Below are 25,785 nucleotides of genomic sequence, written 5' to 3'. Positions count from 1 at the left end.
GGAACGAACGGGGCCGCGCCACCGTTCCCTCGCGGGGCGCCCCTGACCCGCCCCTTCCCGAACAAGGGGGCTCCGCCCCCTTGGACCCCCGTTTTTCGGCGCCCCGCGAGGGATCAGGCCTCGTCCAGCAGGTCCGCGTCGTGGACCAAGAGGGCGATCTGCACCCGGTTGTTGAGGTCCAGCTTCGTCAGGATGCGGGAGACGTGGGCCTTCACCGTGGCCACGCTCAGGAAGAGCTCCGCCGCGATGTCCGCGTTGGAGGCGCCCCGGCCCACCGCCACGGCGACCTCCCGCTCCCGCTCCCCGAGGGCGCCGAGGCGCGCGAGGGCGCGCCGGCGCCGGTCGAGCTGCGGCCCGCCCCCGGTCACCTGGGAGATGAGCTGCTGCGTCACCGTGGGCGAGAGCACGGGCTCCCCCGCGGCCACGGCCCGTACCGCCGCGACGATCTCGGCGGGCGCGGTGTCCTTGAGGACGAACCCGGCGGCCCCGGCGCGCAGCGCCCGCAGCACCTGCTCGTCGGCGTGGAACGTGGTGAGGACGATGACCTCGGGGGCGTCGGCGCGCTTGCGCAGGAGCTCGGTGGCGGCGAGGCCGTCCATCGTGGGCATCCGGATGTCCATGAGGACGACGTCCGGGCGCACCTCACCGACCAGCGCGGCGACTTCGCTGCCGTCCCCCGCCTCGCCCACGATCTCGATGTCGTCGGCGCCGCCGAGCATGAAGGAGAGTCCGGCGCGGACCAGCGGGTCGTCGTCGACGAGCAGGAGCCTGATCGGTTTCATGCGCCCTACCGTAACGATCCCGGTCACCGGCCCCGGCCGGGGTCCGGGTCGGGTGGCGGTCACCGGGGCAGCCGGATCCGCAGCGGGCCGCAGCCCACGCGGTCGGCCTCCGCCGCCACGTAACGGGGCATCAGCGCGCGGAGGTCGGCGGCGCGCTCCCCGTCGTCGGCCCGGATCAGGAAGGTGACGTCGCCGGTCTGGCACTCGGCCTGGTAGAGGGCCATGTCGTCGCGGAGGAAGCCGTGTCCCCGGGAGTGCCTGCGGGTGTCGCCCTCTGCCGTGATGCGCCGCTGCCCGCCGTCGTAGGCGAGGTCCTTGTAGAGGACGGCGAGGCGCGGGTCCGCGACCGTCATCAGGCGCAGCGACGGATGGCCGAAGAGGACGTCGCGGTCGCAGGTGCGCACGGGGGCGTCGCCCGCGGTGACCAGGGGGCGGCGGTAGTGGTCGGCGTCCTTCCCGTCGTGCGTGCGCAGGCCCTCGACGCCGCAGATCGCGTCGCGCTTCTCGTCGGTGAACCGCGCGGGGGCGCCGAGCTCGTCGGCCGGGTCGGCGAGGGTGCGGGTGCAGCCCTGGTCCGTCATGTAGTCGTTGACGAGGGTGACCACGGCGCGGGCGAGCCGGGCCCGTTCGTCGGTGTCGACCTCGTCGTCGTACACCGTCCAGCCGGTCTCCATGTCGACGACGAGCGGGCCGTCGTCCTCGCGCTGGCGGCCGACGCAGCCTTCGGGGACCGCGAGCCACGCGCGCGTGTCGGACACCATGCCGAGCAGTCCGCCGCCGAGGGGCGTCATGCGCGCGGACAGGTACTCGTCGGCCCAGGTGTCGCCCGCGCCGCCGAAGCGTACGTCCAACCGGTGCAGCCGGGCGGTGACGCGGGCCCCGCGCGGGGACGTCAACCGGCAGAGCCCGGAGGGCCCTTCGGAGCCGATCCTGCTGGTGGTGACGGGCACCTCGGAGGCCTCGATGTCCCGCTTGCCGTGGAACAGGTCGGCCACGTCGTCCTCGTCGAACGCGCCCCAGCAGGCCCGTTCCTCGGCGAACGGTCCGGCCTGCGCCTGCCAGGCCACGCCCGTGCCGCCGAGCAGCGCCCCGGCGAGGGCGGCGGCGAGCGCGGGCCTCAGGCGCCCGTGGGTGAGCCGACGCCAGTGCCACCAGGGGCGGCGCGGCGCGGCCGTCGCGACGGCGGCCGCCACGTCACCTCCGCCGTCTCCCGTGTCCGCCGCGGCCGTCGTGCGGTGCTCGCTCATCGGTGCTCCCCCGCGGCAGCAGTAGGCGACTTCGGCGCGAGGGGCGCGCACCCCAGGCGCCGCGTCACCGCGTCGGTGAACGTGGTGAAGTAGCCCTCGGTGTCGCGCGCCGACGAGCCGAGCATCAGGAACGTCGTGGGGCGGCCCGCGCACCGGGCGCGTACGACCTGGTGCCCGGCGGCGAAGACGCCGGTGCCGCGCCAGCCGCGCGCGGGCGCCCGGCTCCCGGTCACGCCGTCGAGCAGCGCGCCGAGGCGTGGCTCGCGGATCATCAGGGCGTCGAAGATCCGGGTGTCCTCGCGCTCGCCGAGCCGCAGGGAGCGGCCGATCCGTACGGAACAGGCCTGCCTGTCCGGGGTGACCGCGCCCGCCTGGGCGACGAGCCGCAGGGCCGCTTCCTTGCCGAGGCCGGATCCGACGTCGAGCCCCGGGATGCGGCAGACGGCGCTCGACGGGCTGGTGTCGTCCTTCTCCGGCAGCCTGAGCAGGGGCGAGGTGACGCGCGACGGCTCCGCCGGGGCGCAGCCCGCGGCCCGCATGCCCTTGTCGGCGGCGGCCAGGAGGAGTTCGACGGCGGCGTCGGCGCCGCCGAGGTCCGTGCCGCCGATGACGTCGTCCGGCTCCTTCTCCTCGGCGCGCAGGGTGACGGCGGTGGGCCGTCCGTCGCGGGTGTCGCAGCGCTTGGGCAGGACCAGCAGGCCGTGGCTGCCGTCGACGGCGCCGGGCAGCCCCTCGGGCAGGGGCATCGCGCGGCCGCCGACGAAGGTGTTGAACCACTCCAGGCGGGCGGCGGCCTTCGCGGGCGCCGGTCCGTACGTCACCGTCACGCGGGTGTCCTGCACGCCCTTGTCGCCGTCGCTGAAGGTGTGCTCGGAGCGTACGGCGAGCACGCACCGCCCCTGCGGCCGGGCCCGGGTGGGCGCGGTCTCCTCGGCCGTGCGGCTGTGGGCGTCGTCGCCGTCGAAGGCCTCGTCGCCGAGGATGCCGGGGCCGCTGTCCTGCGCCCAGGCGCCCCAGCAGTAGCGGTCCCGGCCGTCGAAGGGCCAGGTGTCCGTGGCCCAGGTGCCGAGGCCCGCGGCGAGCAGCGTGACCACGGTGCCGGCGGCGAGCGCGCCGCGCCGGGGCCTGAGGCGTTGCCGTACGCGTATGAGCCGTTTGCCCTCTTGTGGGCGGCCGGTGTCCTCCGGCGCGCTCTCCCCCGTCACTGCCTTCACCTCTCCGGTTACGAGCCGTTGCAAGCTGCCCCTGCTTCGGGCCTTTGCTTCTGTGCAGCGGCCGATCGTAGCCGGGCGGCGACCGCGCCCCCTCACCAGGCCCTGGGGAGTGCGGAGTTGGGGGGTGAAGCGGGGCAAACCAGGCGAGAGGCTCACCCTCGGGGCATCACGCGCAGGGCCTCACCCCAGCGCATCACACGCAGGGCCTCACCCCCAGGGCAGCCATGCCTCGACGACGAAGCCGCCGCCCTGCCGGGCGCCGTGGGAGAGCCGTCCGCCCGCGAGCGACGCCCGTTCGGTGAGCCCGATGAGCCCCTGGCCCGAGCCGGGCACGGGCGGCACATCGCCGGGGGGCGCCGGGTTGCGGACGGTCACGGTCAGGCCTTCGTCGGGCGCACCCGCGACGGCGACGGTGACCTCGGCGCCCGGGGCGTGCTTGCGGGCGTTGGTCAGGGCTTCCTGGGCGATGCGGTACGCGGTGCGGCCGATCGCGGCGGGCACCGCCCCAGGGTCGGCCACGCGCAGGTCGAGCACCACCTTCATGCCCGCCTCACGGGACTCGGCGACGAGGGTGTCCAGGGCCGCGAGGGTGGGCTGGGGCCGCCCGGAGGAGGTCTCCGCCTCGCCGCCGCGCAGCACGCCGATGACCTGGCGCAGGTCCTGGAGGGCCTCGTGCGCGCTCTCCCGGATGACGCCCGCGGCGCGGGCGATCTCCGCCTGGGGGGCGTCGGGCCGGAACTCCAGGGCGCCCGCGTGCACGCTGAGCAGCGTCAGGCGGTGCGCGAGGACGTCGTGCATCTCGCGTGCGATGGCCTCGCGGGCGAGCCGCTGGGCCTGCTCGGCGCGGAGCGCGGCCTCGTTCTCGGCGCGCCTCGCCCGGTCGCGCAGGGCGATCAGGAGCTGGCGCCGGGAGCGTACGAGCATGCCCCAGGCGAGGACGACGAGGATGAGCATCGAGGTCAGCACGACCGACACCACGTACGGCGTCTCGCCGTCGGGCCGCAGCCAGAAGAAGAACGGGATCGTGGCCACCGCGAGGCCGCCGATCGACGCGCTGTACTTGAACGGCCGGTGCACGGCGAGCGTGAAGTAGGCCACGAGCGTGGTGCCGCCCGCGGTGTCGGACACGGGGCCGACGAGCAGCATCGCCACGGCGAGGCCGACCGGCCAGCGCCTGCGCAGCCACACGGCGGCGCAGGACGCGGCCCCGATGAGCTGGTCGATCGCGACCGTGCTGTCGGAAAGGGCCGGGTTCTTGGCGACGCCGTCCGCGCCGATGAGGCCAATGAAGACGGCAACCAGGAAGAACCCGAAGTCGACGACCCAGTCCCGCAGGGTGCGCCGCACGCGCCCGCCCTCGCCGTCGCGGCGGTCCGGGTCCAGCTCGGCGGTGACGGCCGAGGGCAGGAACCAGGTACTGGGCATCACGGGCTCGGCCCCTCCTGAGGGCTCCGTCGCGGCTTGACGGTCCACGCCGACCGGCCGTCCCCCGTCGACGGCCGGTCGTGCGGCAGCGCTGTCGTTCACAAGCGACAAATCTACGCACCGCCCGGCCGGATGGCTTCCCACCAGCGGCGATCGTCGACCAAAGTCACATCACGCGCGACTTTGGACGCATCCCGGCGGGCGTCGATCCGGCCGCCCGGCGGACCGGTCCTCGCCCCGCGGCCGATGTCCGTGGGGGGTACGCGGGACGAGGATCGGTGTCATGAAAAAGCTTCTCGAAGGGATCGGTTTCCTGCTGCTCGTCCAGGGGGCCGCGGGGCTGGTGCACGAGTTCACCGGCTGGGCGCGCGGCTGGGGCGTGATCCAGCACCTGGGCTTCGCCGACGGCTACGAGCTGTATCTGAGCATCGCGCTCGTGGTGCTCGCGGTCGCCCTGTTCGCGGCGGCGGAGAGCACCGAGAAGGCCCGGTGAGCCCCCTGGGCGCCGGTCAGCAGCCGCGGTCGACCAGGTCGAACGTCCGGTAGTGGTCGGCGGTGTAGTAGTCCTCCTGGCTGCGCTCGCCGGTGACGATGCGCCGTGCGCCACGGGTCGAGGAGCCCGGGGTCTTGACGGTGTACTCGTGGTAGTAGCCGGTGCTCTGCTTCGGCAGGACGCCCTCCCGGTTCTGGAAGACGGTGCCGTCCTGCGGGTAGGGGAACGGCCCGTTCTTCGCTATCAGGCGGAGCGTGTCGTGGGCCTGCGAGGGCAGGGCCGAGTAACAGATGTCGCCGACCGAGGCGGCGGAGAACCCGGCCGGGCCGACGACGGCCGGGACCGGCTGCGGGGCGGCGTTCGCGACGCCGGTGACGGAGCCGCCGACGAGGAACGCGGCGGCGAGGGCGGACACACTGACGAGACGGGTGATCCGTGGGGGGATTCGCATGGGCCCAGTGTGACGCGCGTAGAGGTTGATGTGTCAATGACAATGGGACATAAGTCCGAGGAATTTCCCCGGAGTTAACCGGGCCCGGCCGCCCGCCACGGGCGGCCGGGCCCGTGGCGCCGCCCAGGACCCGTCCGACGGAGCGGCCCTAATAACTCCCGTACTCCGGACGGCCCGCGCGGTCGTACGAGTTGATCACGACGCCCTTGGACGTCGTCCGGGACGCGGTGTGCCGGAACGCCGTGGGCAGGCCGCCCTCGGCGAACAGGCGCTTGCCGGTGCCGAGGGCCACCGGGAACGTCAGCAGGTGCAGCGTGTCGATCAGGTCGTGCGCCAGCAGGCTCCGCGCGAGGTCCGCGCTGCCGTGCAGCTGGAGCTCGCGGCCGGGCCGCTCCTTGAGCCCGCCGACGTCCCGCAGCAGGTCGTCACGGCCGATGATCTCGGTGCCCGCCCAGTCGGCGGCGGCCAGCGTGCGGCTCGCCACGTACTTGGGCAGCGCGTTGAGCCGGGAGGCGATCGGGTCGGCGGGGTCGGTCATCTTCGGCCAGTACCCCGCGAAGATCTCGTACGTGCGCCTGCCCAGGAGGAAGGCGTCCACCCGGCCGAACACCTCCTCGACGAAGCGGCCGAAGTCCTCGTCCCCGTACGGCACCGACCAGCCGCCGTGTGCGAAACCGTCGCTGGTGTCCTCCTCGGGGCCGCCCGGGGCCTGGATGACGCCGTCGAGGGTCTGGAACTGCGTGAGCGTGATCTTCATGGCGACCGCCTTCTGTCTCGTGCCGCGTGGCCGACGGGGCGCAGTGCGCGCCCGCCCTCACCCCTTTCGACCCTCGCACCGCCCGGAACTCATCGCTCTGCGAACGCCGTCCGGCACCCCGTGCCTCGGCGTCCGTTTCCCGCCAGCTCCGGGGCACGGCCGCGACTTTGATGGAGCACGCAAGCACGGGGCCGCCACCGGCGGCCACCAGGAACCCATGCGAAAGCGCGGTATGGACAATGTCTTCACTCACCGGCAAGAAGGCCCTGGTCACCGGCGGCAGCCGCGGCATCGGCGCGGCGATCGCCCTGCGTCTGGCCCAGGACGGCGCCGATGTGGCGATCACCTACGTGCAGGGCGAGGACGCGGCCCGTGAGGTCGTCGCCAAGATCGAGGCGGCCGGGCGGCGCGGCTTCGCGATCCGGGCCGACGCGGCCGACGCCGGAGACGCCGCGGGCGCCGTCGCCCGGGCCGCGGACGACCTCGGCGGCCTCGACATCCTGGTCAACAACGCGGGCGCCGGAGTCATCGGCCCGCTGGAGTCCCTCAGCCTCGCCGACGTCGACCGCGTCCTGTCCGTGAACGTCCGGGCGGCGTTCCTCGCCTCCCAGGCGGCGGCCGCGCGGCTGCCGCGCGGCGGGCGCGTCGTCTCCATCGGCAGCTGCATGGCCAAGCTGGTGCCGGGTCCCGGCGGGACGCTGTACGCCACCAGCAAGGCGGCGCTCATCGGCCTCACCAAGGCGTTGGCGCGGGAGCTGGGTGAGCGGGGCGTCACGGCGAACCTGGTGCACCCCGGGCCCATCGACACCGACATGAACCCGGCCGACGGGCCCTACGCCGAGGCGCAGGCGGTCGCCACGGCGCTGGGCCGCTACGGCAGCGCCGCGGAGGTCGCCTCGATGGTCGCGTACCTCGTCGGGGACGAGGCGGCCTACGTCACCGGAGCGGAGCTGTCGGTCGACGGCGGCCACGCGGCCTAGCGGCCGCCTGTACCCACCTCTTGTCGCGCCGGCGCGCTCGTCCTCGAACGCCGGACGGGCTGGATGGTGCCGCTTGCGGCACCATGTCAGCCTCTCCGGCGCTCGAGGAGCGGGGGTCCGGGGGCGGAGCCCCCGGTTTCGGGAAGGGGCGCCCGCGCGCGGAGCGCGCCGATGGACGCAGTGGGGAGGCCCCCGGCAGGGGTCAGCCCAGTTCGCGGTGGCGGGCTCGGAGCGTCGTGGCGCCCGTCTCCGTCAGGCGGCCGAAGAGGCGGAGCCGGGAGATGCCCCCGTCGGGGAAGATGTCCACGCGCGCGTGGGTGCCGACGGCGGTCTCGGGCAGCACGAAGCGGTGGTTCGTGTCCGGCTGCAGCCGGGTGCGCGGCAGGACCTCCACCCACGCGCCGTCGTCCCCGTCCCGCACGGACACGGACGCCCACCCCGCCGAATTCCCCTTGAGGTACGCCGTGTCGATCTCCAGGGCCCGCACGGAGGCCTGCGCCACGAGCCGGTAGCGGATCCAGTCGTGCCCCTGGTCGCGCCGCCGCCGCGTCTCCCACCCGTCGTCCATCTTGCGCGAACGCCCGGGCTGGATGGTGTTGGTGGCGGGCGAGTAGAAGCGGTCGGAGGCGTCCTCGACCTGCCCGCCGTTCTCCAGGGCGACGACGTCGAAGGTGCCGAGCGCGGCGAGCCAGTCGGGGTCGGCGACGACCTCGCCGTACACGCGCAGCCGGGCGATGCCCCCGTCGGGGTGCTGGTTGACCCGCAGGTGGGTGAACCGCTGCGCGGCGTCCACGGCGAAGCCGTTCGCGGCGTGGCCCCCGACGGGCGTGCGCGGGACGAGCACGGTCCACTTGACGTCGTCGGCGAGGAGTTCCTCGGGCGTCGGCGAGCCCTCGACGGCCGTGCCCTCGATGGACACCGCCTGCGGGTAGTTGCCCCGGAAGTGGGCGGTGTCGACGACGACGCCGTGGATGACACCGGGCGCGCCGAGCCGGACGAGGGCCCAGTCGTGGTCGTCCTCGGTGGGCCAGGGCTGCTCGGCGGACACGCCCCGGCGGCGCCGGGTCTCCCACCCGTCCATGACCTTGCCCTTGTGGCCGAAGTGTTCGGGGTCGAACTCGGCGGCGCCCGGCAGGAGCAGGTTCTCGCGCATCGCGAAGAACTCGTCGTTGGCGGCGATGACGCCGGCGCCGAGCTGTCGGTCGGCGAGGTCGGCGTACTGGGTGAAGGGGAAGTCGGCGGTGCGGTAGTCGGCGTAGGGCTCGCCGCCGCCGTAGGGGTGCGCGTCGCCGGTGAAGGTCGGTATCGCCGTCACGGTGATCAGTTCTTCCTTTCCAGTAGGAGGCCCGAGGGGGCGGTGAACTCGCCCTCGGACACGATGCGTTGACCCCGCAGCCAGGTGGACTTGACGACGCCGCTGAGGGTCCTGCCCGCGTACGCGGTGACGCGGTTGCGGTGCTGCAGCCGGGCGGGGTCCACGGTGAAGGTCTCGTCGGGCGCGAGGACCGCGAAGTCGGCGTCGCGGCCGGGCTCGATGGCGCCCTTGCGGTCGAGGCCGACCAGGCGCGCGGTGTGGGTGGACATCCAGCGCACCACGTCCTCCAGGCCGTGGCCGCGCGCGCGGGCCGCCGTCCACACGGCGGGCAGGCTGAGCTGGAGCCCGGAGATGCCGCCCCAGGCGGTGGCGAAGTCCGGCGTCTTGAGCTCGGCGGTGGACGGGGAGTGGTCGGTGACGACGCAGTCGATGGTGCCGTCGGCGAGGGCCTGCCACAGCAGGTCCTGGTTGGCGGCCTCGCGGATGGGCGGGCAGCACTTGAACTCGCTGGCCCCGTCCGGGACCTCCTCGGCGGTGAGCGTGAGGTAGTGCGGGCAGGTCTCGACGGTCAGCCGCACGCCCTCGCGCTTGGCGGCGGCGATCAGCGGCAGGGCGTCGGACGACGACAGGTGCAGCACGTGCACGCGGGCGCCGATGCGCCGGGCCAGGGCGATGAGGCCCTCGATGGCGGTGTCCTCGGAGACGCGCGGGCGGGTCGCCAGGTAGTCCGCGTACTTGGGCCCGCCGCGGACGGGCGCCGCAGCCAGCTCGCGCGGGTCCTCGGCGTGCACGATGAGCAGCCCGCCGAACCCGGCGATCTCCCCCATGGAGGCGGCGAGTCGGTCCTGGTCGAGCTCCGGGAACTCCTCCACGCCCGAGGGCGAGAGGAAGCACTTGAAGCCGTACACGCCCGCGTCGTGCAGGGCCCTGAGGTCCTTCACGTTGTCGGGCAGCGCGCCGCCCCAGAAGCCTACGTCGATGTGCGCCTTGGGCCGGGCGACGTCCTGCTTCGTCCGGAGGTGGCCGACGGTCGTCGTCGGCGGCAGGGAGTTGAGCGGCATGTCGACGAGCGTCGTGATGCCGCCGGCCGCGGCCGCGCGCGTAGCCGTCCAGAACCCCTCCCACTCGGTGCGGCCGGGGTCGTTGACGTGGACGTGCGTGTCGACGAGTCCGGGCAGCAGCGCGTGGTCGCCGACGTCCTCCAGGCGGGCGCCGGGCTCCACGGGCGCGTCGTGGGGGCGGACCGCCACGATCGTGCCGCCGCTGACGGCGACGGACGCGGCACGCGTCCCCTCGGGGGTGATGACGCGCGTCGAGCGCAGCACCAGTTCGACGTCGGACACCGCGACCCCTCTCTCCTGCGGCCCTACCGGCCGACCAGCGGAATTCAACGTTCTGTTGAAGGAGTTTTCCCCTCGTCGCGCGGCCGCGTCAAGGGTCTATACGTTTCCACAAAGTGGAAGTACAATTCCGTAGTTCAGAACGTAGCTATGTACGACGCATACCGTCGAAGGCGCTCCGACCGCCTCGGGGGAGACCGGACAAACACGCACTGACCGGCACGGACGCCCCGCCCGCGCCGGATACGTCCCCGCAGGCGCCCGGTAGGCTGCATACCGCCTGCCAGTCGAAAGGAACGCGCCGTGCCGACGTCCAGCGCCAGCACCACCGACGCCGCGAAGTCCTCCGCTCCCGCGCCCGCGAGCGGGGGCGTCCAGTCCCTCGAGCGCGCCTTCGACCTCCTGGAGCGGATGGCGGACGCCGGGGGCGAGGTCGGCCTCAGCGAGCTGTCCGCGAGCAGCGGCCTGCCGCTGCCGACCATCCACCGCCTCATGCGCACGCTCGTCGCCTGCGGATACGTCCGCCAGCAGCCCAACCGGCGGTACGCGCTCGGGCCCCGCCTCATCCGCCTCGGCGAGTCCGCGTCCCGGCTGCTCGGCACCTGGGCGCGCCCCTACCTCGCCCGCCTCGTCGAGGAGACCGGCGAGACGGCGAACATGGCCCTGCTCGACGGCGACGAGGTCGTGTACGTGGCGCAGGTGCCGTCCAAGCACTCCATGCGGATGTTCACCGAGGTGGGGCGGCGGGTCCTGCCGCACTCCACCGGGGTGGGCAAGGCGCTGCTCGCGCACACGCCGCCGGACGAGGTGCGGGCGCTGCTCGCGCGGACGGGGATGCCCGCCGCCACGGAGAAGACCATCACCACGGCCGACGGCTTCCTCGACGCGCTCGACGAGGTGCGCCGTGCGGGGTACGCGGTCGACGACAACGAACAGGAGATCGGCGTGCGCTGCCTCGCCGTCTCCGTCCCCGACTCCCCCACGGCCGCGGCGATCTCCATCTCGGGACCCGCGGGCCGCGTCACCGACGAGGCCACCCGCCTCATCGTCCCCGTCCTCCAGCAGGTCGCGGCCGAACTCTCCACGGCCCTGGCCAGCTCGGGCCCCTCGGCCTGACCCCCGCGGGGCGCCCCTGGCCCGCCCCTTCCCACTCCGGGGGCTCCGCCCCCGTGCCCCCGTTTTTCGGCGCTCCGCGCTTCGTCCTCAAACGCCGGACGGGCTGGACGGTGCCGCTTGCGGCTGTGTTTCAGCCCCTCCGGCGTTTGAGGAGCGGGGTCCGGGGCGGAGTCCCGGTTCAGGAAGGGGCGGGTCCGGGGCGCACCGCGAAGTCCGCCGGCCGCGCCCTCCGCAACGCCCGCCGCAGGGCGACGGGCACCACGGGCGCGGGCACGACCAGGACGGGGCACCGCGCGTGCGCCTCGGCGTAGCGGCGGATCCGCCCCCGCCACCACCCGCCCCGCGCCCCCACGACCAACAGATCCTCGGGCCGAGAGGCCACCTCGCACAGGGCGCGCCCCGGCCCGTCCCGCACCAGCCGCCGCTCCACCGTGACCCCCGGTGGCTCCCCGCCGAACGCCTCGTCGAAGGCCCCCGCGAGCCGCGCCCGCGCCACACCCCGCCAGTGCGCGGCCCACGCCGGGTCGGGGTGGCGCAGATACAGCGCCTCGCCCTCCGGCGGCTCCCACGCGAGCACCGCTACCAGCGCCCGCCCGCTCCGCCGCGCCTCCCGCGCGGCGACCCGCAGCGCGGCGAGGCTCGCCAGCGAGTCCCCGCTGACCCCGACCACCACGCGCCCGGGCCCTGCCGTCTCTTCGTCCCGCTCGCCGTTCACGTCGTCTCCTCGTACGTCTCTCCGGCCGCTGCCAGGCCAGTACGTCGGCCAAAACAGCGGCTGATCCCGAGTGTGTAGGCTGATTGGCCTGGACAGCAGGGCCAATCGGGAGGATCTGGCATGGCGGAGGCGCACGTGGTCCACTCCGTGGACCGGCGGCTCGGCGGGGCGCGGCTCGCCGGTCTGGTGACGGACCTGGCCGGGGACCGGCCGGGCTACCGCGCTCTCGCCCAGGCGGTCCGCACCCTGCTGCTCGACGGCCGCGTCCCGCTGCACACCCGGCTGCCCGCCGAGCGCGAACTGGCGACGGCACTGGGTGTCAGCCGGGCCACGGTCACGGCGGCGTACGACCTGCTGCGCGACGGCGGGTTCGCGCGCAGCCGCAGGGGCGCGAGCACCTGGACGGAGCTGCCGGAGGGCCGCCGCCCGGCCAGCGTGGCGGCGTTCCCCGTCGGCGACGGGGTCATCGACCTGGCGGTGGCCGCGCCGCCCGCGCCCCAGGCGGAGCTGAGCGCGGCGCTCGCGGCGGCCGCCGCCCGGCTGCCCGAGCACGCGCCGACGGCGGGCTACCACCCCTACGGGCTACCGGAGTTGCGCGCGGCGGTCGCGGAGCGGTTCACGCGCCGGGGCCTGCCGACGCTGCCGGACCAGATCCTGATCACGACCGGCGCCCAGCACGCGATCTCGCTGGCGCTCGCGCTGCTCGGGCGCCCCGGCGACCGGGCCCTGGTCGAGAACCCGTCGTACCCCAACGCGCTCGACGCGATCCGCCGCGCGGGCCTGCGCGCGACGCCCGTGCCCGTCACCGAGGCGGGCTGGGACACCGACCTGGTCGAGTCGACGCTGCGGCAGGCGGCGCCCCGCATCGCCTACCTCGTACCGGACTTCCAGAATCCGACGGGGGCCCTGATGGGCCGGGAGCAGCGGGTGCGGATCCTTCAGGCCGCCCGTGCGACGGGTACCTGGCTGCTCGTCGACGAGACCATCGCCGACATCGCCCTCGACGTGCCGCCGCCCGCGCCGTTCGCCTCGCTCGCGCCGCACGGCGCGGCCGAACAGGTCGTCACCGTGGGGTCGTTGAGCAAGTCGCACTGGGGCGGCCTGCGCATCGGGTGGGTGCGGGCCGGGTCCCGGCTGATCACGGAGCTGGCCATGGCGCGAGTGCCGTCGGACATGGCCACGCCGGTGATCGAGCAGCTCGTGGCGCTGCACCTCCTCGACGGCATGGACGCGACGCTGCGCGCGCGGATCGCCGCGCTGCGGGCCTCGCGGGCGGCGCTCGCGGCGGCCCTGGCGCGGCACCTGCCCGAGTGGCGCTGGCAGCTGCCGCCCGGGGGGCTCTCCCTGTGGGTGGACCTGGGGGCGCCGGTCGCGTCCGCGGTGGCTCGGGCCGCGCTGGGGCAGGGGGTGCGGATCGAGGGGGGCTCGCGGTTCGGTGCGGATCCCGGTACGCATGAGCACCGGCTGCGGATCCCCTTCACGCTGCCGCCCGAGCAGTGCGACGACGTGGCCGCCCGCCTGGCCACCGCCGCCGCGGGCGACCTCGACGCGCCGTTGGGCGCGCCCCGGCCCGGCGACTGGGTGGCGTAGCCCGCACGGGGCGCCCCTGGCCCGCCCCTTCCCTCTTCCTGGGGGCTCCGCCCCCAGACCCCCGCTCCTCAAACGCCGGAGAGGCTGAAACACCGCCGCAAGCGGCACCATCCAGCCCGTCCGGCGTTTGAGGACGAGGCGCGGAGCGCCGAAAAGCGGGGGGCGTGGGGGCGCAGCCCCCGGGATCGGGAAGGGGCGGGCCAGGGGCGCCCCGCGACGGCTAACCCCACGGGTCGCGGAAACGTTCCACCGCCCCCCGCACCCCGGCCAACGCCCCCGTCAAGGCACTGACCGAGCCGATCGACCCCGCGACCAGTAAGAGGGACCTCCGCAGCCGGCGGAGATCGGGCGCCCCCGCCGCGGCCATCGCGGCCAGCGCCGCCAGCTCGTCCTCCGCGATCGCCCGATCGGGGAACTCCCCGGGGTAGGAGGCCAGTTCACGGCGTAAGCGGGACACCGCGGCGCGCAGCTCCGTCACCCGCGGATCCTCGTAGCCGCCCGTCGCCGCTCTCCGCCCCACGCTCCGCAACACAGCTCTCCCCCTCGCACGTCGTTGTGCGGCAGCCGCACCTTTCGGCCACGCCCCGGCCGGAACAGGGTCCCCAGAAGCCATGCGGTAAGCAAGGGTCATGACCGAATCACTGCCACCCGCCCCGTCCGCCTCCGCCGCCGAGGTCGCCGGCCTTCTGCTCGCCGCGGGCGGCGGGCGGCGCCTGGGCGGCTGCCCGAAGGCCCTGCTCGAACACCGCGGGGAGCTGTTCGTGGAGCGCGCCGCGCGGGCCCTGCGCGAGGGCGGCTGCACCCGCGTGCACATCGTGCTCGGGGCCACCGCCGACGTCGTACGGGAGCAGGCGACGCTCCCGGGGTACGTGCTCGTGGACAACCCGGACTGGCGGGAGGGGATGGGGAGTTCGCTGCGCGCGGGCCTGGCGTCGCTGTCCGGCACCGGGGCGCGGGCCGCGCTGGTGACGCTCGTGGACCAGCCCGGCGTCGGCGCGGCCGCGGTGGCCCGGCTCCTTGCCGCACACCGCTCTCCCGCGGACCTCGCGGCGGCCGCGTACGACGGCGAGCGCGGGCATCCGGTCCTGTTCGGCGCGGACCACTGGGACGGCATCGCGGCGGCCGCGACGGGCGACCAGGGGGCGCGCGCCTACCTCAAGGAGCACGCGGGCGCGCTCACGCTCGTGGAGTGCGCTGACGTCGCGGAGCCGTACGACATCGACACGTTCTCGGACCTGGAGCGGCTGGAGTGACGGGCGGGGCGCGGGCGCCCCCTGGCCGCCCCGCCGGAGCCCTGGTCCACTGGGGGTGACGGTGATGGCACTCTGCGCCGCGTTCTGTCGACGAAGAGAATCTCGACATCAACAAACGATTGAACTTCCACCATGAGGAAACTAGTATCCACTGTTCAGAAGCGCCTGACCCGGTGGACGGCGCCCGCGGCCGTTTCCCGGCACCGTGGCACGCGGTGCCATGCGATCGGGCCGACGGTCGTCCCGCCCCCACCGCCGCGCCGCCCGTGAAGCACGCTCGCTGAAGGAAGTGACAGCTCATGTCCGCACCAGCGCCGTCCCCGCTGGCCATCGTCGACGCCGAGCCCCTGCCCCGGCAGGAAGAGGTCCTCACCCCGGCGGCCCTCGCCTTCGTGGCCGAGCTGCACCGGCGGTTCACGCCGCGCCGCGACGAGCTCCTGGCCCGCCGCGCCGAACGGCGCGCCGAGATCGCCCGCACGTCCTCCCTGGACTTCCTGCCGGAGACCGCCGCCGTCCGCGCGGACGACTCCTGGACGGTGGCGCCCGCCCCGGCCGCCCTCAACGACCGCCGGGTGGAGATCACCGGCCCCACCGACCGCAAGATGACCATCAACGCGCTCAACTCGGGCGCCAAGGTCTGGCTCGCCGACTTCGAGGACGCCTCCGCCCCCACCTGGGAGAACGTGGTCCTCGGCCAGCTCAACCTCACCGACGCCTACGAGCGCCGCATCGACTTCACCGACGCGCGCACCGGCAAGTCGTACGCCCTGAAGGACGCGGACTCGCTCGCCACGGTCGTGATGCGGCCGCGCGGCTGGCACCTGGACGAGCGCCACCTCACGGACGAGGCGGGACGCGCCGTGCCGGGCGCCCTCGTCGACTTCGGCCTGTACTTCTTCCACAACGCCCAGCGCCTGCTCGACCTCGGCAAGGGCCCGTACTTCTACCTCCCGAAGACGGAGTCGCACCTGGAGGCCCGCCTCTGGAACGAGATCTTCGTCTTCGCGCAGGACCACGTCGGCATCCCTCAGGGCACGGTGCGCGCCACCGTCCTCATCGAGACGATCACGGCCGCGTACGAGATGGAGGAGATCCTCTACGAGCTGTGCGACCACGCCTCCGGCCTGAACGCGGGCCGCTGGGACTACCTCTTCTCCATCGTCAAGAACTTCCGTGACGGCGGCCAGAAGTTCGTCCTGCCGGACCGCAACGCGGTCACGATGACGGCCCCGTTCATGCGCGCCTACACCGAACTGCTCGTGCGCACCTGCCACAAGCGCGGCGCGCACGCCATCGGCGGCATGGCGGCCTTCATCCCGTCCCGCAAGGACGCCGAGGTCAACAAGGTCGCCTTCGAGAAGGTCCGCGCCGACAAGGACCGCGAGGCGGGCGACGGCTTCGACGGCTCCTGGGTCGCCCACCCCGACCTCGTGCCGATCGCCATGGAGTCCTTCGACAAGGTCCTCGGCGACAAGCCGAACCAGAAGGACCGCCTGCGCGAGGACGTGTCCGTCGCCGCCGGTGACCTGATCGCCATCGACTCGCTCGACGCCAAGCCCACGTACGCGGGCCTGGTCAACGCCGTGCAGGTCGGCATCCGCTACATCGAGGCCTGGCTGCGCGGCCTCGGCGCCGTCGCCATCTTCCACCTCATGGAGGACGCGGCCACCGCCGAGATCTCCCGCTCCCAGATCTGGCAGTGGATCAACGCGGGCGTCGTCTTCGAGAACGGCGAGCCCGCCACCGCCGACCTCGCCCGCGAGGTCGCCGCCGCCGAACTGGCCGCGATCCGCGCCGACCTCGGCGAGGACGCCTTCGCGGCGGGCAAGTGGCAGGAGGCCCACGACCTCCTCCTCCAGGTCTCCCTGGACGCCGACTACGCGGACTTCCTCACCCTCCCCGCGTACGAACGACTGCGCTGAGCCGTCCCCAGCCTTCGCGGTGGGTCCTTCTGCTGTCCGGTTTCCGGTTGGAGAAGGACCCAACTGGCTTGCAGCTGCCCCCTCCCTCGATAGCCTGAGGCCTGAAGCGCTGACGGTGCCGTGCGACGAGGGGACTCAGTTGCCGAACGGGGATGTACACGAGCACTACGAGGAAGTCGCCGCCGACTACGACAAGCACTGGAATTACCGGCCCGGTTACGTCCAATGGATGTCCGCGCGGCTCGCCGAGGCCCTCTCCCTCTCCACCACCGACCGCATGGCCGATGTCGGCTGCGGCACTGGACTGTTCGCCCGGGAGATCGCTCGTACAGTCGGACCCGAGCAGCCCATCCTCTGCATCGACCCCTCCCGTGCCATGCTGCACGCCATGGGCGATCCCCCGCCCGCAGGTCTGACCCCGATCGAAGCGCCTGCCGAGGACATAGCCGAGGCACGGACCGCACTGCCGTACGAAGAGCTCGACGCGGTCTGGCTCAAGGAGTCAGTGCACCATCTCGCCGATCCCGACCGGACTCTGGCAGGGCTCGCCCGTCGACTCTCCCCCGGCGGCCGACTGCTTGTCGTGATGCTGCCCAAGACCATCGAATACCCACTCTTCGCGTCCGCACTGCGGCACTTCGAAGAACTCCAGCCCGACCCTGAAGACATCGCTGACCACCTGACCGCGGCCGGGCTCGACACCCGGATCACCCACGTACAACATGAGCTCCGCATCGACCGCGATCGCTATATGGAAATGGTGCGCGGCCGCTACATGTCACTTCTCTCGGATTTCGACGACACCGCACTTGAGGCTGGAATCAAGGAAATGCGGGCAGCTCACCCCGAGGAGGAGCTGGTCTTCCCCGACCGATTCGCCTTCATCGTCGGCGTGCGGCGCAACGCGCGCATCACGGCTGCACGAGGATGTGCCACGTGACTGCCCGGCAGGTCGACGAACGCCTTCACCGTCTGCGCACGGAACTCGACGACCACACCCGGATCGCCGAGCACCTAGGCCTGGATCTGGAACGGCCCTTGCGCTCACTCAGTGATGGATATCCCGAGAATGCCATCGCGCTGGTCGGACGGCTCACCGAGAAACTGCTGAAGCGACTGTGGCAGCATCACGCAATCGAAGGCGACCCCTCGGGCCGGAGCCTGAACGACCTGATCAAGCGCTGCCGCCCGCACATCCGCAGTGCGCCCGTGCTGGACGCGCTGGACGATATCCGTCGCCTACGCAACCGCTCCACGCATGACGGCTATGAGATCGCTGAAGAAGACGGTCTTCTTGCAGTCCGTCGACTTGTCGATGTTCTTGCCTGGTTCACCAGCACAGGAAGTTCCGTACTCACTGGTGATGGGCCCCGCATGGCACCGGAGGTGGCGCGTCGCTGCGAGTTCCTCGCCGGACTCTACGTGACCCTCGGCTATCGCCTAGCCAAGCGGTTCGTGCTCTCCTCCGACACCGTTTACCAGTTACTGTGCCGAGAGTCAGGAATCCGCCTGGAGTATGTGGAGCTGCTGCTCTCCAAGGACAGTACCGAGTTGCGTACGGTCCTCAGCTCGGACGGCGGCGAGTTGCTGCGCACACGGCTACCGAAGCTCACCCGATTCGTGATTCTGGACGGCACACCAGAGTCTCTGGACGATCTACTCGGGACGGACTACCGATGCGTGCGCTATGACGGTTTTCTATCCACCCTCATAGATCTCGACTCGCACCTTGCACCGCTCACGTCGCAGCCCAACGATCTCTACGGGGCAGAGCTCTCCTCCTCCACTCTGGTTTCGGCTACCGCACTCGCCATCGATGCCCGCACGGGCGACCTTCACATCGATGAGGCCGAGGACGCGCAGACACTCTTGGAGCGTCTGGCGGGACAATCAGCGAACGTTCTACTCGTCGGCCGCCCCGGAAGCGGCAAGTCAACGTTGCTGCGCACCCTGGCTGTAGAGAGGGCAGGCCAACGCTTCCGCTTCTATTTCGATCTGAGCCTCAAACCCAAAGACGAAGCGTTCCCCGACTTCGCGGCGCAACGTCTCGCTCCGTGCTTACGTGTAGAGAAGTCACGCGTGTTCGACCTCTTCCTCTACCTCATTCGCTCAGGCTCGGCACTGTGTGTACTCGACGCGGTGGATGAAGCCGTGGACGAGGCGAGCCCCGGTGGCTTCCTACGCCTCTTCGCTGACCTGGCACCAGTGCTGTCCGCCGAATCGTCGGTCGTGATGAGCTCCCGGGTGTCGTTCCTTGCCGACTCCCCACCGATACGGCAGCTCCTCGACCGCGGTGCGGCACACTCCGAACAACTCGTCGAGCAGATGTATGCGAACGGTGTCGACCCGGACCGTCTGCCGCGATTTCACTTGGTGCGGTTGTCAGCGCAAGGGCCGACCCCCCTGGAGCGCAAACTGAGCACCTCAAGCGGCACGGTCCGCAGGGAAGCCGGACCGCTCGACGTCCTGCTGGGCGCTCATGTGGCACGAGTACTGGCCGACGCCGGGCTCGAAGAACTCGCGCCCCGTCTCGCTGCGGTGCTCGGTCGAGCGTTCCTCACCCGGCAGACGGTCTTCTCCGTACTCGACTTGTACCGGCTGCTCGGCGCGGAGGCCTTCGTCGGCGGCCGACCCGATTTCTCCGCCTTCCTGCTGCGCCCGCTGTTCCGCCCGGCGGGTGACGACAGGCTCGCCTTCACCCATTCTGCCTATCAGGAACTGCTAGCCGCCAGGTATTTGGCCACGAACCCTGGCTCCGTCACGACGGAGTCCAGCCATCTGACGGAGCAAGTGCGGGCCTTTCGCGCGCGCATTCCGGCGCCGCGCAGTGACGACTGCGTACTTCCTACTGGTGTGTACGTGGTGGGGCCGGCCGAACGCCTGCTGCTGCGGCGCGTTTCCCGACCTGTGCGCTTCGATCGACATCCCGTAACGGTGGCTCGCTACCGCGAGTTCCTGGCCTCTCTTCGTCCTGACGGCACGTCTGAGTGGGACCACCCTGAGCAGCCATCGACGGTCACCCATCAGCCGTGGACTGACCGGCTCAGCGACCCCGCCTATTACTCGGATCCGGCGAACGACACCCATCCGGCCAAGTGTGTGAACTGGTGGAGCGCGTACGCCTTCGCTGCGTTTGAAGGAAAGCGGCTCCCGACGGCACTGGAGTGGGAGGCCGCAGCACGCGGCACGGACGGACGGTTGTTCCCGTGGGGTGACTCAGCGGATGACCCGCCGGTGAACTGTGCCGACGCGTGGGTCGGCCGTCCTGTGATCACCTATCAGGCGTGGAAGACAGAATTCGCCGGGGTCGCGATACGCCGTGCCCACGCCACGCCGGTTGACGCCCACCCCGCGAACATCTCCCCCTACGGGATCGTGGGGATGGCGGGCAATGTATGGGAATGGACTGCGACCACGCTCCAAGATCCCGGTGAGGCCGTGATCTGTGGGGGTAGCTACGACAACCCGCTGCGTGCGGTGCAGGCCAGTTCGAAAGGCGTGTACCGCAAACGAGGCGGCAGCAACGCAGTGGGCTTCCGCTGTGTCATGGATGTCGACGACGTCCCGGTGGAGGAGTGATGACTTCGGACAACCACCTGGCACCGCACTACGGTGTGATCGTGGACCGGCGGACGGCCGGTGGAGGAGCAAACGGCAAGCAGGGCATGTACGTCGTCCAGGACGAGGAGGACGGCAGTCACTACAGCTTCGACTACACGGACATCGTGACCGAGGGATTCCGCACCATACGCACCGGCGAGCGCGTTCGCTTCCACCTGCCCCAGCGGCCCTCGTGGCGAGCCGAGTTCGTCATCCGACTCGACCAGCCGGATCCCGAGGCCTACTACCGTTGACCGCTGACCTCTCCGACCTCACCGGTGTGCGTCAGTCGATCTCCGTCATCGTGCCTGTACACCTCAACGTGGATCCGCCCTGGCCATCCGGCCCCCTCCCCATCGAGCAGGGCACGCGTCGCGCTGACACAGCGACCAGGCAGACGTACTTCGCTCCGGCAGCAGCCCGGGCCCTGTACGGACGGCGCTGGCATCGCGCGACGTCCATCTCTGACGGGCCGCTCCATCTCTGCGGACTGGAACTCCTGCATGCCCCGACCTCCAGTTCTCCACGCCGGGGGCTGGCAATATTTCACCTTCGGGTGTCCGGACCACACCTGCTCTCCACTCTGCGCGCGATGGCCCGTCGGCAAGCCGGAGGCACCGATCCGCTCACTGGCCCTCTCGATCCCGCAGTTCTCGTGGCTGGCATCGCCGATACGCGGCTGCCCGCGGGCCCCTTCCCCATGGCGCTTCCCTACACGATCGCGTTCTTCTCCCCGGGCACCACCCACGTCCCGGCCCTCCGCGAGCCCTCCGGCAACCTGCCGCCGTCCGCCGACCGCTGGCTGTGGTCTCTCGCTTCGCGCTCCACGGAGGCAGACTTTCCGATGGCACCGGAACGCTTCCCTGCGGTGGAGCAGGAGGCCGTACGCATCTCCGCAGACTGGAGCGCCTTGGTACTGCGGCACGGCACCGCATTCCTCGGGCACCGTACCGACACAGGCGCGAACGACTTCTACGGCTTCGCAGCTCTGCACGCCCGCACCGTCTATCTCGACGCCCTGCTGCTGGGCACGATCCAGCGCGATCACATCGACGCTCTCACCGACGACCTGTCCGCCGTCTTCGAAGGCCCTGGCCTGGCTCGCCGGGTTGGGGATCTGGAACAGCACATCGCCCATTTCCGCAGCACGTATTGGCGCCAGCACCTCACCGCACACGGCCCCGCCAATGAACTGCTCCTCGCATATCAGGCGCAGTATCGCCTCTCGGAACGATTCGCTGAAATTCTGGGCGAGGCGGCCGACTACAGCCGGCTGGTCCAGACCCAGGAGAGCCAGCAGATCGCCGGCGCCCTGGGAGTCCTCACCATTCTTGGACTCCCGCTCAGCACCGCTCTCTCCATTCTCCAGGTCCTGGGGGACGAACACCCTGTCCACCTGCTGATCGCCGTTGCCGCCGCATTCGCGGCAACGGTCGGCGGACTGACAACACGCTACGGACGTCTGGTGCTCTCCTCCCTGCGTGGCGGAAGGAGCCGTTGAATCCGTCCTGGTGGCGCTACGGCCGTCCGGGACCCAGTACCAGGTCAGCGCTCCGAGTGGCCCAGACTTCGCCCCGGGGCCACTCGGTCACGTACCAGGCGCTTGACGGCCGTGGGCTCGGGGAAGCCCTGGTCACGGCGGTCCCAGACCGTTTCGTCGTCCACCCTGACCAGGAACACGCCGCCCGTGCCCGGCTTGAGGGCGAGTTCGTCGAGCTCCGTCTCGAAGGTGGTCAGGAGTTCCTGGGCCAGCCAGGCCGCACGAGGCAGCCAGCGGCACTGGGTGCAGTACTCGATCTCTACACGGTGGCTCATGGATACCTCTTCGCGGGACGCGGGTCGGGCTTGCCGTGGAGGTTCGGGACCCGCTTCAGCCAGGCCGGGCGGGAGGCCTCCGTGGCCTGGGCGCGGAGGGCGTCCTCGGCGGCCAGTTGGGCGCGGGGCGGGAAGTCCGTGGGGAGCCAGGTCGTGGAGGCGCGGGCGCGGGCCGTCAGGTAGGTGACGTAGGCCTCGCGCAGGGCGTCGGGGGTCGCGAAGCCCGGCTCGTCGGCGAGCCAGGCGTCGGGGACGTCCGCCGTGACCGTGCGCAGCAGGTCCTCGGTGACCAGCGGCGCGAGCTCCGCGTCGGCCGCGCGCGTGTCGGGGCCGTAGCGGCCGAGCGCGTGCTGGCGGAAGTCGTACGCCTTCTCGGCCGTGGCAAGGACCGACGCGGCGTCCCAGCGGTGGTGGAAGACCAGGGCGGCGCCGTGGTCGATGAGCCACAGGCGCGGCGGGCGGACGCCGAACGTGGGCCAGACCATGAGGTTCGAGCTGTGCACGGTGCGGTCGACGTTCGCGGTGAGGGCGTCGAGCCAGACCACCTTGCCCGCCTCCAGCGGGTCCACGTCGAGGTCGGTGTCCGGGGTGAAGTCGTGCGCCCCGGGCAGATAGTCCATGCCCAGGTTGAGGCCCGCGCTGCGGTGCAGCAGGTCCTGGACCTCCTGGTGCGGCTCGTGCGCGCCGAGGGCCGGGTCGAAGTGGGCGAGGACCAGCTCAGGCACGCGCAGCCCGAGGCGGCGGGCCAGCTCCCCGACGACGATCTCGGCGACGAGCGCCTTGCGGCCCTGCGCGGAGCCGGTGAACTTCAGGACGTAGGTCCCGAGGTCGTCGGCCTCGACGACTCCGGGCACGGAGCCGCCCGCCCGCAGGGGTTCCAGATATCGGACAGCCGTCACTTCTCGCAGCACACCCGCCACCCTAACCGGCGCCCTCAACTGCTTTTTTGGAGCGGACCCGCCTTGATCCATAGGATCCGCTGATGATCACCAGAAAACGGCTCGCGGCGGGGCTCTGTGCCCTGTTCGCGGCCCTGAGCATGGGCATCGCGCCCACCGTCGCCCACGCGGCCGACGAACCGGACGACAGCGAGGGCGGGGCGAAGCCCAAGGTCGAGCTCCTCCTCGACGTGAGCGGCTCGATGCGGGCCCGCGACATCGACGGCAAGAGCCGGATGGCCGCGGCGAAGCAGGCCTTCAACGAGGTGCTCGACGCCACCCCCGAGGACGTCGAGCTCGGCATCCGCACCCTCGGCGCCAACTACCGCGGCGACGACCGCAAGACGGGTTGCAAGGACACCGAGCAGCTCTACCCGGTCGGCCCGCTGGACCGCACGGACGCCAAGACGGCGGTGGCCACGCTCTCGCCGACCGGCTGGACCCCGATCGGCCCGGCCCTCCTGAAGGCCGCCGACGACCTGAAGGGCGGCGAGGGCTCGCGCCGCATCGTCCTCATCAGCGACGGCGAGGACACGTGCCAGCCCCTCGACCCGTGCGAGGTGGCGCGGGAGATCGCGGCCAAGGGCATCAACCTGACCGTCGACACCCTGGGCCTGGTCCCGAACACCAAGATGCGCGCGCAGCTGAGCTGCATCGCCGAAGCCACCGGCGGCACGTACACCTCCGTCCGGCACACCGACGAACTCACCGACCGGGTGGGCCAGCTGGTGGACCGCGCGGCCGATCCGGTCGTCAACCCCGTGGCCGTCGACGGCGCCGACAGCTGCTCGGCCGCGCCGGAGCTCAAGCCCGGCCTGTACACCGACCGCGCCGGGTTCGGCGAGCACCGCTGGTACCGCGTGGACGTGGCGCCCGGCAAGGAGCTGCGCGCCTCCGTGAGCGTGGGCGCCGACCGGGCCGTGAACAACGACTACGGCGTGCTCCTGCGGGCCGTGACGAAGCACGACCGCGAGATCGTGCGCGGCTCGGAGGCCGGGGACGGCCGTACGGACGTGATCTCCACAGGGCTCCGGTATCCGAAGCCCGAGCGCGACGACGAGGACGAGGAGAAGGAGACCGTCTGCCTCCAGGTGTCCCACTCCTACGCTGCCGCCGCGGGGGCCGCGGCCAAGGGCAAGCCCGGTCTGCCCCTCGAACTGGCCGTCGACGTCGTGGACGCGCCCGACGGCTCGTCCGACGTGGCGGCCTTCGGCCTCGGCCGCGGCTGGTGGCTGCTCGGCGCGCTCGTGCTCACCGGCTTCGTGGGCGGTGTGCTGTGGGGCTGGATCTCGCGCTGGCGCGTCGCCGTCTGGAGGACCAACTGATGCGTAGGACACGTCTGTTGGCGGCCGCGGGCCTGCTCGGCCTCAGCGCGCTGCTGGCCTCGGGACCGGCGTTCGCGGCCTCCGGTGACGACGACAAGGAGCGCACCGACGCGGGCACCTCCTTCCGTACGGCGACGGAGATCGAGCAGGGCCACAAGGCCACGGCGAGCGCCTCCACCGGCGACTACCTGTACTGGTCCTTCCCCGCGGACTCCGGCCAGCGGCCCACGGTCAAGGCGACCGTGAAGCTGCCCGGGTCCGCCGCGGAGGCGTCCGGCGCCAAGTGGCGGATCGACGTGTACGACGGCCTGCGACGCCGCCAGTCCTGCATGTACGGCATGCAGGCGCGCGAGGCCGCGGGCGAATCGGTCGAGCTCGCCTGCACCCTGCGCACGGTGCGCGCCTGGTCGGAGCCGTGGGCCAACGACCCGCTGCCGGGCACGTACTACGTGCGCCTGACGGCGACCGGCCTGCGCACCGCCGACCTGGGCCAGCCGGTCACCGCCGAGGTCGAGGCCACGTCGAAGGACGTCGGCGGCTCGGCCGCGGTGGACGGCACCCTGGGCGACCCGCTGGTGCCGGGCTCCAAGCCCTCCGCCGCCGAGCCCGAGGACGGCTGGTCCTCGGGCTGGTGGACGGACCGCTGGGTCTGGACGGGCGTCGGCGGCGTCCTCGCCGCGCTGGCGGGCGTGGGCGGCTACTCCCTGACGCGCGGCAACGGCAGGCCTCCCACGAGCCCGTCCGGCGTGTGAGGACGAGGCGCGAGGCGCCGTAGAGGGATCCAGGGGAGGTGCCGTAGAGGGGTCCAGGGGCTCAGCCCCCTGGGCCCCTCACCCTTCCCGCAAGGCCTTGGCCAGCGGCCCGTCCCCGGTCACGGCGATCCGCCCCGCCCGCACCCCGTCGGCCACGCTCAGCACGCCCCGGCCGATCTCGACGGCCGTCCCCGCGTCCAGGGTGACGCGCGCGTCGGGCGCCTCGGGCGCGAGCCCGTCCCCGTACGAGACAAGCCCGTCGCCGTCCGTCCGTACGTGGAACTCGCCTTCCTCCAGGCTCAGCTCCACCAGGCCCTCCGCCAGGGCGAGAGCGTCGAGGAGCGGCAGCGCGAACCAGTGGGCGCGGACCGCGTCGGTGGGGCGGCGCTCGGCGAGTTCGGGGGCGCCCCAGGCAGCGAGGGCGCGCAGGACGGGCGTCAGCTCCCGGCCGCGCGCGGTGAGTTCGTACACGGCCGCGGCGGCGGGCGGCGGCAGTCTGCGGCGGGTGGCGAGGCCCGACTGCTCCAGGTCCTTCAGGCGCGAGGCGAGCACGTCGGTGCTGACGCCCGGCAGGTCGGCGTGCAGATCGGTGTAGCGGCGCGGGCCGAGGAGCAGTTCGCGGACGATCAGCAGGGTCCAGCGGTCTCCGACGGCGTCGAGGGCACGGGCGGCGGCACAGAACTGGTCGTAGCTACGGCGCGGTCGATATGGCATGCGTCGCAGTCTAGACAAGCTGTTGGACTTTCCAAGCTCTA

The 25,785-nt window shown here is 72.3% G+C and carries 25 protein-coding genes; 12 read left to right on the top strand and 13 right to left on the bottom strand.

The genetic code is table 11. The features are described 5' to 3' along the window. Positions 1–113: 113 nt before the first annotated feature. The 4 genes from MQV74_RS31955 to MQV74_RS31940 all read right to left on the bottom strand — a co-directional run bounded on the left by MQV74_RS31955 (position 114) and on the right by MQV74_RS31940 (position 4,668). Entirely contained in the window at positions 114–782 is a 669-nt protein-coding gene (locus tag MQV74_RS31955; RefSeq protein ID WP_242725788.1) for a response regulator, read from the bottom strand. Between the two features lie 59 nt (positions 783–841). Further along, positions 842–2,029: a hypothetical protein gene (locus MQV74_RS31950; protein WP_242725785.1), complete on the bottom strand. Its 1,188-nt coding sequence runs from the start codon at positions 2,027–2,029 to the stop codon at positions 842–844. After that, on the bottom strand, positions 2,026–3,234 hold the full coding sequence (locus MQV74_RS31945; protein WP_242725782.1) for a hypothetical protein: 1,209 nt from the start codon (positions 3,232–3,234) through the stop codon (positions 2,026–2,028). The genes MQV74_RS31950 and MQV74_RS31945 overlap by 4 nt, the downstream gene beginning before the upstream one ends. A gap of 216 nt (positions 3,235–3,450) precedes the next feature. Further along, the gene (locus MQV74_RS31940; RefSeq protein WP_242725779.1) at positions 3,451–4,668 is read right to left on the bottom strand and encodes a sensor histidine kinase; all 1,218 of its coding nucleotides are present in this window, start codon (positions 4,666–4,668) and stop codon (positions 3,451–3,453) included. Positions 4,669–4,951: 283 nt separating this feature from the next. Here MQV74_RS31940 and MQV74_RS31935 point away from each other — a divergent pair, with 283 nt between their 5' ends. Next, on the top strand, positions 4,952–5,161 hold the full coding sequence (locus tag MQV74_RS31935; protein WP_242725776.1) for a hypothetical protein: 210 nt from the start codon (positions 4,952–4,954) through the stop codon (positions 5,159–5,161). Positions 5,162–5,177: 16 nt separating this feature from the next. Here the strand turns inward: MQV74_RS31935 and MQV74_RS31930 are convergent, their stop codons facing one another. After that, positions 5,178–5,612, bottom strand: coding sequence for a ribonuclease (locus MQV74_RS31930; RefSeq protein ID WP_242725773.1), 435 nt, complete (start codon positions 5,610–5,612; stop codon positions 5,178–5,180). Positions 5,613–5,760: 148 nt separating this feature from the next. Next, the gene (locus MQV74_RS31925) at positions 5,761–6,369 is read right to left on the bottom strand and encodes a dihydrofolate reductase family protein (RefSeq protein ID WP_242725770.1); all 609 of its coding nucleotides are present in this window, start codon (positions 6,367–6,369) and stop codon (positions 5,761–5,763) included. A gap of 239 nt (positions 6,370–6,608) precedes the next feature. Between MQV74_RS31925 and MQV74_RS31920 the strand changes: the two genes are divergently transcribed. Beyond that, positions 6,609–7,349 carry an SDR family oxidoreductase gene (locus tag MQV74_RS31920; RefSeq protein WP_242725767.1) on the top strand — a complete coding sequence of 247 codons (741 nt, stop codon included), beginning with the start codon at positions 6,609–6,611 and terminating at the stop codon, positions 7,347–7,349. A gap of 202 nt (positions 7,350–7,551) precedes the next feature. On the opposite strand, the gene alc is transcribed toward MQV74_RS31920, so the two are convergent. Further along, positions 7,552–8,664 (bottom strand): allantoicase, encoded by a 1,113-nt coding sequence (gene alc / locus MQV74_RS31915; RefSeq protein WP_242725765.1) that lies wholly within the window; start codon positions 8,662–8,664, stop codon positions 7,552–7,554. 5 nt (positions 8,665–8,669) lie between these two features. Next, on the bottom strand, positions 8,670–10,007 hold the full coding sequence (gene allB / locus MQV74_RS31910; RefSeq protein ID WP_242725762.1) for an allantoinase AllB: 1,338 nt from the start codon (positions 10,005–10,007) through the stop codon (positions 8,670–8,672). Positions 10,008–10,307: 300 nt separating this feature from the next. On the opposite strand from allB, the gene MQV74_RS31905 reads away from it, so the two are divergent. Next, positions 10,308–11,120 (top strand): IclR family transcriptional regulator, encoded by an 813-nt coding sequence (locus tag MQV74_RS31905; RefSeq protein ID WP_242725759.1) that lies wholly within the window; start codon positions 10,308–10,310, stop codon positions 11,118–11,120. Positions 11,121–11,298: 178 nt separating this feature from the next. Here the strand turns inward: MQV74_RS31905 and MQV74_RS31900 are convergent, their stop codons facing one another. Next, entirely contained in the window at positions 11,299–11,835 is a 537-nt protein-coding gene (locus tag MQV74_RS31900; RefSeq protein WP_242725756.1) for a universal stress protein, read from the bottom strand. A 120-nt stretch (positions 11,836–11,955) separates the two neighbouring features. Here MQV74_RS31900 and yczR point away from each other — a divergent pair, with 120 nt between their 5' ends. Then, entirely contained in the window at positions 11,956–13,425 is a 1,470-nt protein-coding gene (gene yczR / locus MQV74_RS31895) for a MocR-like transcription factor YczR (RefSeq protein ID WP_242725740.1), read from the top strand. A 220-nt stretch (positions 13,426–13,645) separates the two neighbouring features. On the opposite strand, the gene MQV74_RS31890 is transcribed toward yczR, so the two are convergent. Next, positions 13,646–13,957, bottom strand: coding sequence for a DUF5955 family protein (locus tag MQV74_RS31890; protein ID WP_242725738.1), 312 nt, complete (start codon positions 13,955–13,957; stop codon positions 13,646–13,648). A 97-nt stretch (positions 13,958–14,054) separates the two neighbouring features. Here MQV74_RS31890 and MQV74_RS31885 point away from each other — a divergent pair, with 97 nt between their 5' ends. From MQV74_RS31885 to MQV74_RS31860, 6 genes are all read left to right on the top strand, one after another. Continuing rightward, positions 14,055–14,678: a nucleotidyltransferase family protein gene (locus MQV74_RS31885; protein WP_242725735.1), complete on the top strand. Its 624-nt coding sequence runs from the start codon at positions 14,055–14,057 to the stop codon at positions 14,676–14,678. Between the two features lie 299 nt (positions 14,679–14,977). After that, entirely contained in the window at positions 14,978–16,600 is a 1,623-nt protein-coding gene (gene aceB / locus MQV74_RS31880; protein WP_242725732.1) for a malate synthase A, read from the top strand. Positions 16,601–16,739: 139 nt separating this feature from the next. Then, the gene (locus tag MQV74_RS31875; protein WP_242725729.1) at positions 16,740–17,540 is read left to right on the top strand and encodes a class I SAM-dependent methyltransferase; all 801 of its coding nucleotides are present in this window, start codon (positions 16,740–16,742) and stop codon (positions 17,538–17,540) included. Further along, on the top strand, positions 17,537–20,179 hold the full coding sequence (locus tag MQV74_RS31870; RefSeq protein WP_242725726.1) for an SUMF1/EgtB/PvdO family nonheme iron enzyme: 2,643 nt from the start codon (positions 17,537–17,539) through the stop codon (positions 20,177–20,179). The genes MQV74_RS31875 and MQV74_RS31870 overlap by 4 nt, the downstream gene beginning before the upstream one ends. After that, the gene (locus MQV74_RS31865; RefSeq protein WP_242725709.1) at positions 20,179–20,454 is read left to right on the top strand and encodes a hypothetical protein; all 276 of its coding nucleotides are present in this window, start codon (positions 20,179–20,181) and stop codon (positions 20,452–20,454) included. The genes MQV74_RS31870 and MQV74_RS31865 overlap by 1 nt, the downstream gene beginning before the upstream one ends. Positions 20,455–20,855: 401 nt before the next feature. Continuing rightward, positions 20,856–21,701 (top strand): hypothetical protein, encoded by an 846-nt coding sequence (locus MQV74_RS31860; RefSeq protein WP_242725706.1) that lies wholly within the window; start codon positions 20,856–20,858, stop codon positions 21,699–21,701. 44 nt (positions 21,702–21,745) lie between these two features. Here MQV74_RS31860 and MQV74_RS31855 read toward each other — a convergent pair whose 3' ends face one another. Next, positions 21,746–22,015 carry a SelT/SelW/SelH family protein gene (locus tag MQV74_RS31855; RefSeq protein ID WP_242725703.1) on the bottom strand — a complete coding sequence of 90 codons (270 nt, stop codon included), beginning with the start codon at positions 22,013–22,015 and terminating at the stop codon, positions 21,746–21,748. After that, complete coding sequence (locus MQV74_RS31850) at positions 22,012–22,926, bottom strand: HipA family kinase (protein WP_242725700.1); 915 nt, start codon at positions 22,924–22,926, stop codon at positions 22,012–22,014. The genes MQV74_RS31855 and MQV74_RS31850 overlap by 4 nt, the downstream gene beginning before the upstream one ends. Before the next feature lie 71 nt (positions 22,927–22,997). On the opposite strand from MQV74_RS31850, the gene MQV74_RS31845 reads away from it, so the two are divergent. Both MQV74_RS31845 and MQV74_RS31840 read left to right on the top strand, forming a co-directional pair. After that, the gene (locus tag MQV74_RS31845) at positions 22,998–24,278 is read left to right on the top strand and encodes a VWA domain-containing protein (RefSeq protein WP_242725697.1); all 1,281 of its coding nucleotides are present in this window, start codon (positions 22,998–23,000) and stop codon (positions 24,276–24,278) included. Continuing rightward, on the top strand, positions 24,278–25,030 hold the full coding sequence (locus MQV74_RS31840; protein ID WP_242725695.1) for a hypothetical protein: 753 nt from the start codon (positions 24,278–24,280) through the stop codon (positions 25,028–25,030). Before MQV74_RS31845 ends, MQV74_RS31840 begins: the two co-directional genes overlap by 1 nt. 78 nt (positions 25,031–25,108) lie before the next feature. Here MQV74_RS31840 and MQV74_RS31835 read toward each other — a convergent pair whose 3' ends face one another. After that, positions 25,109–25,744 carry a winged helix-turn-helix transcriptional regulator gene (locus tag MQV74_RS31835; protein WP_242725692.1) on the bottom strand — a complete coding sequence of 212 codons (636 nt, stop codon included), beginning with the start codon at positions 25,742–25,744 and terminating at the stop codon, positions 25,109–25,111. Positions 25,745–25,785 lie beyond the last annotated feature (41 nt).

Source organism: Streptomyces sp. AN091965 (assembly GCF_022698285.1).
GTDB lineage: Bacteria > Actinomycetota > Actinomycetes > Streptomycetales > Streptomycetaceae > Streptomyces.
Note: the sequence above shows the minus strand (reverse complement) of the source record. Positions and strands in the feature narration are given on the sequence as shown.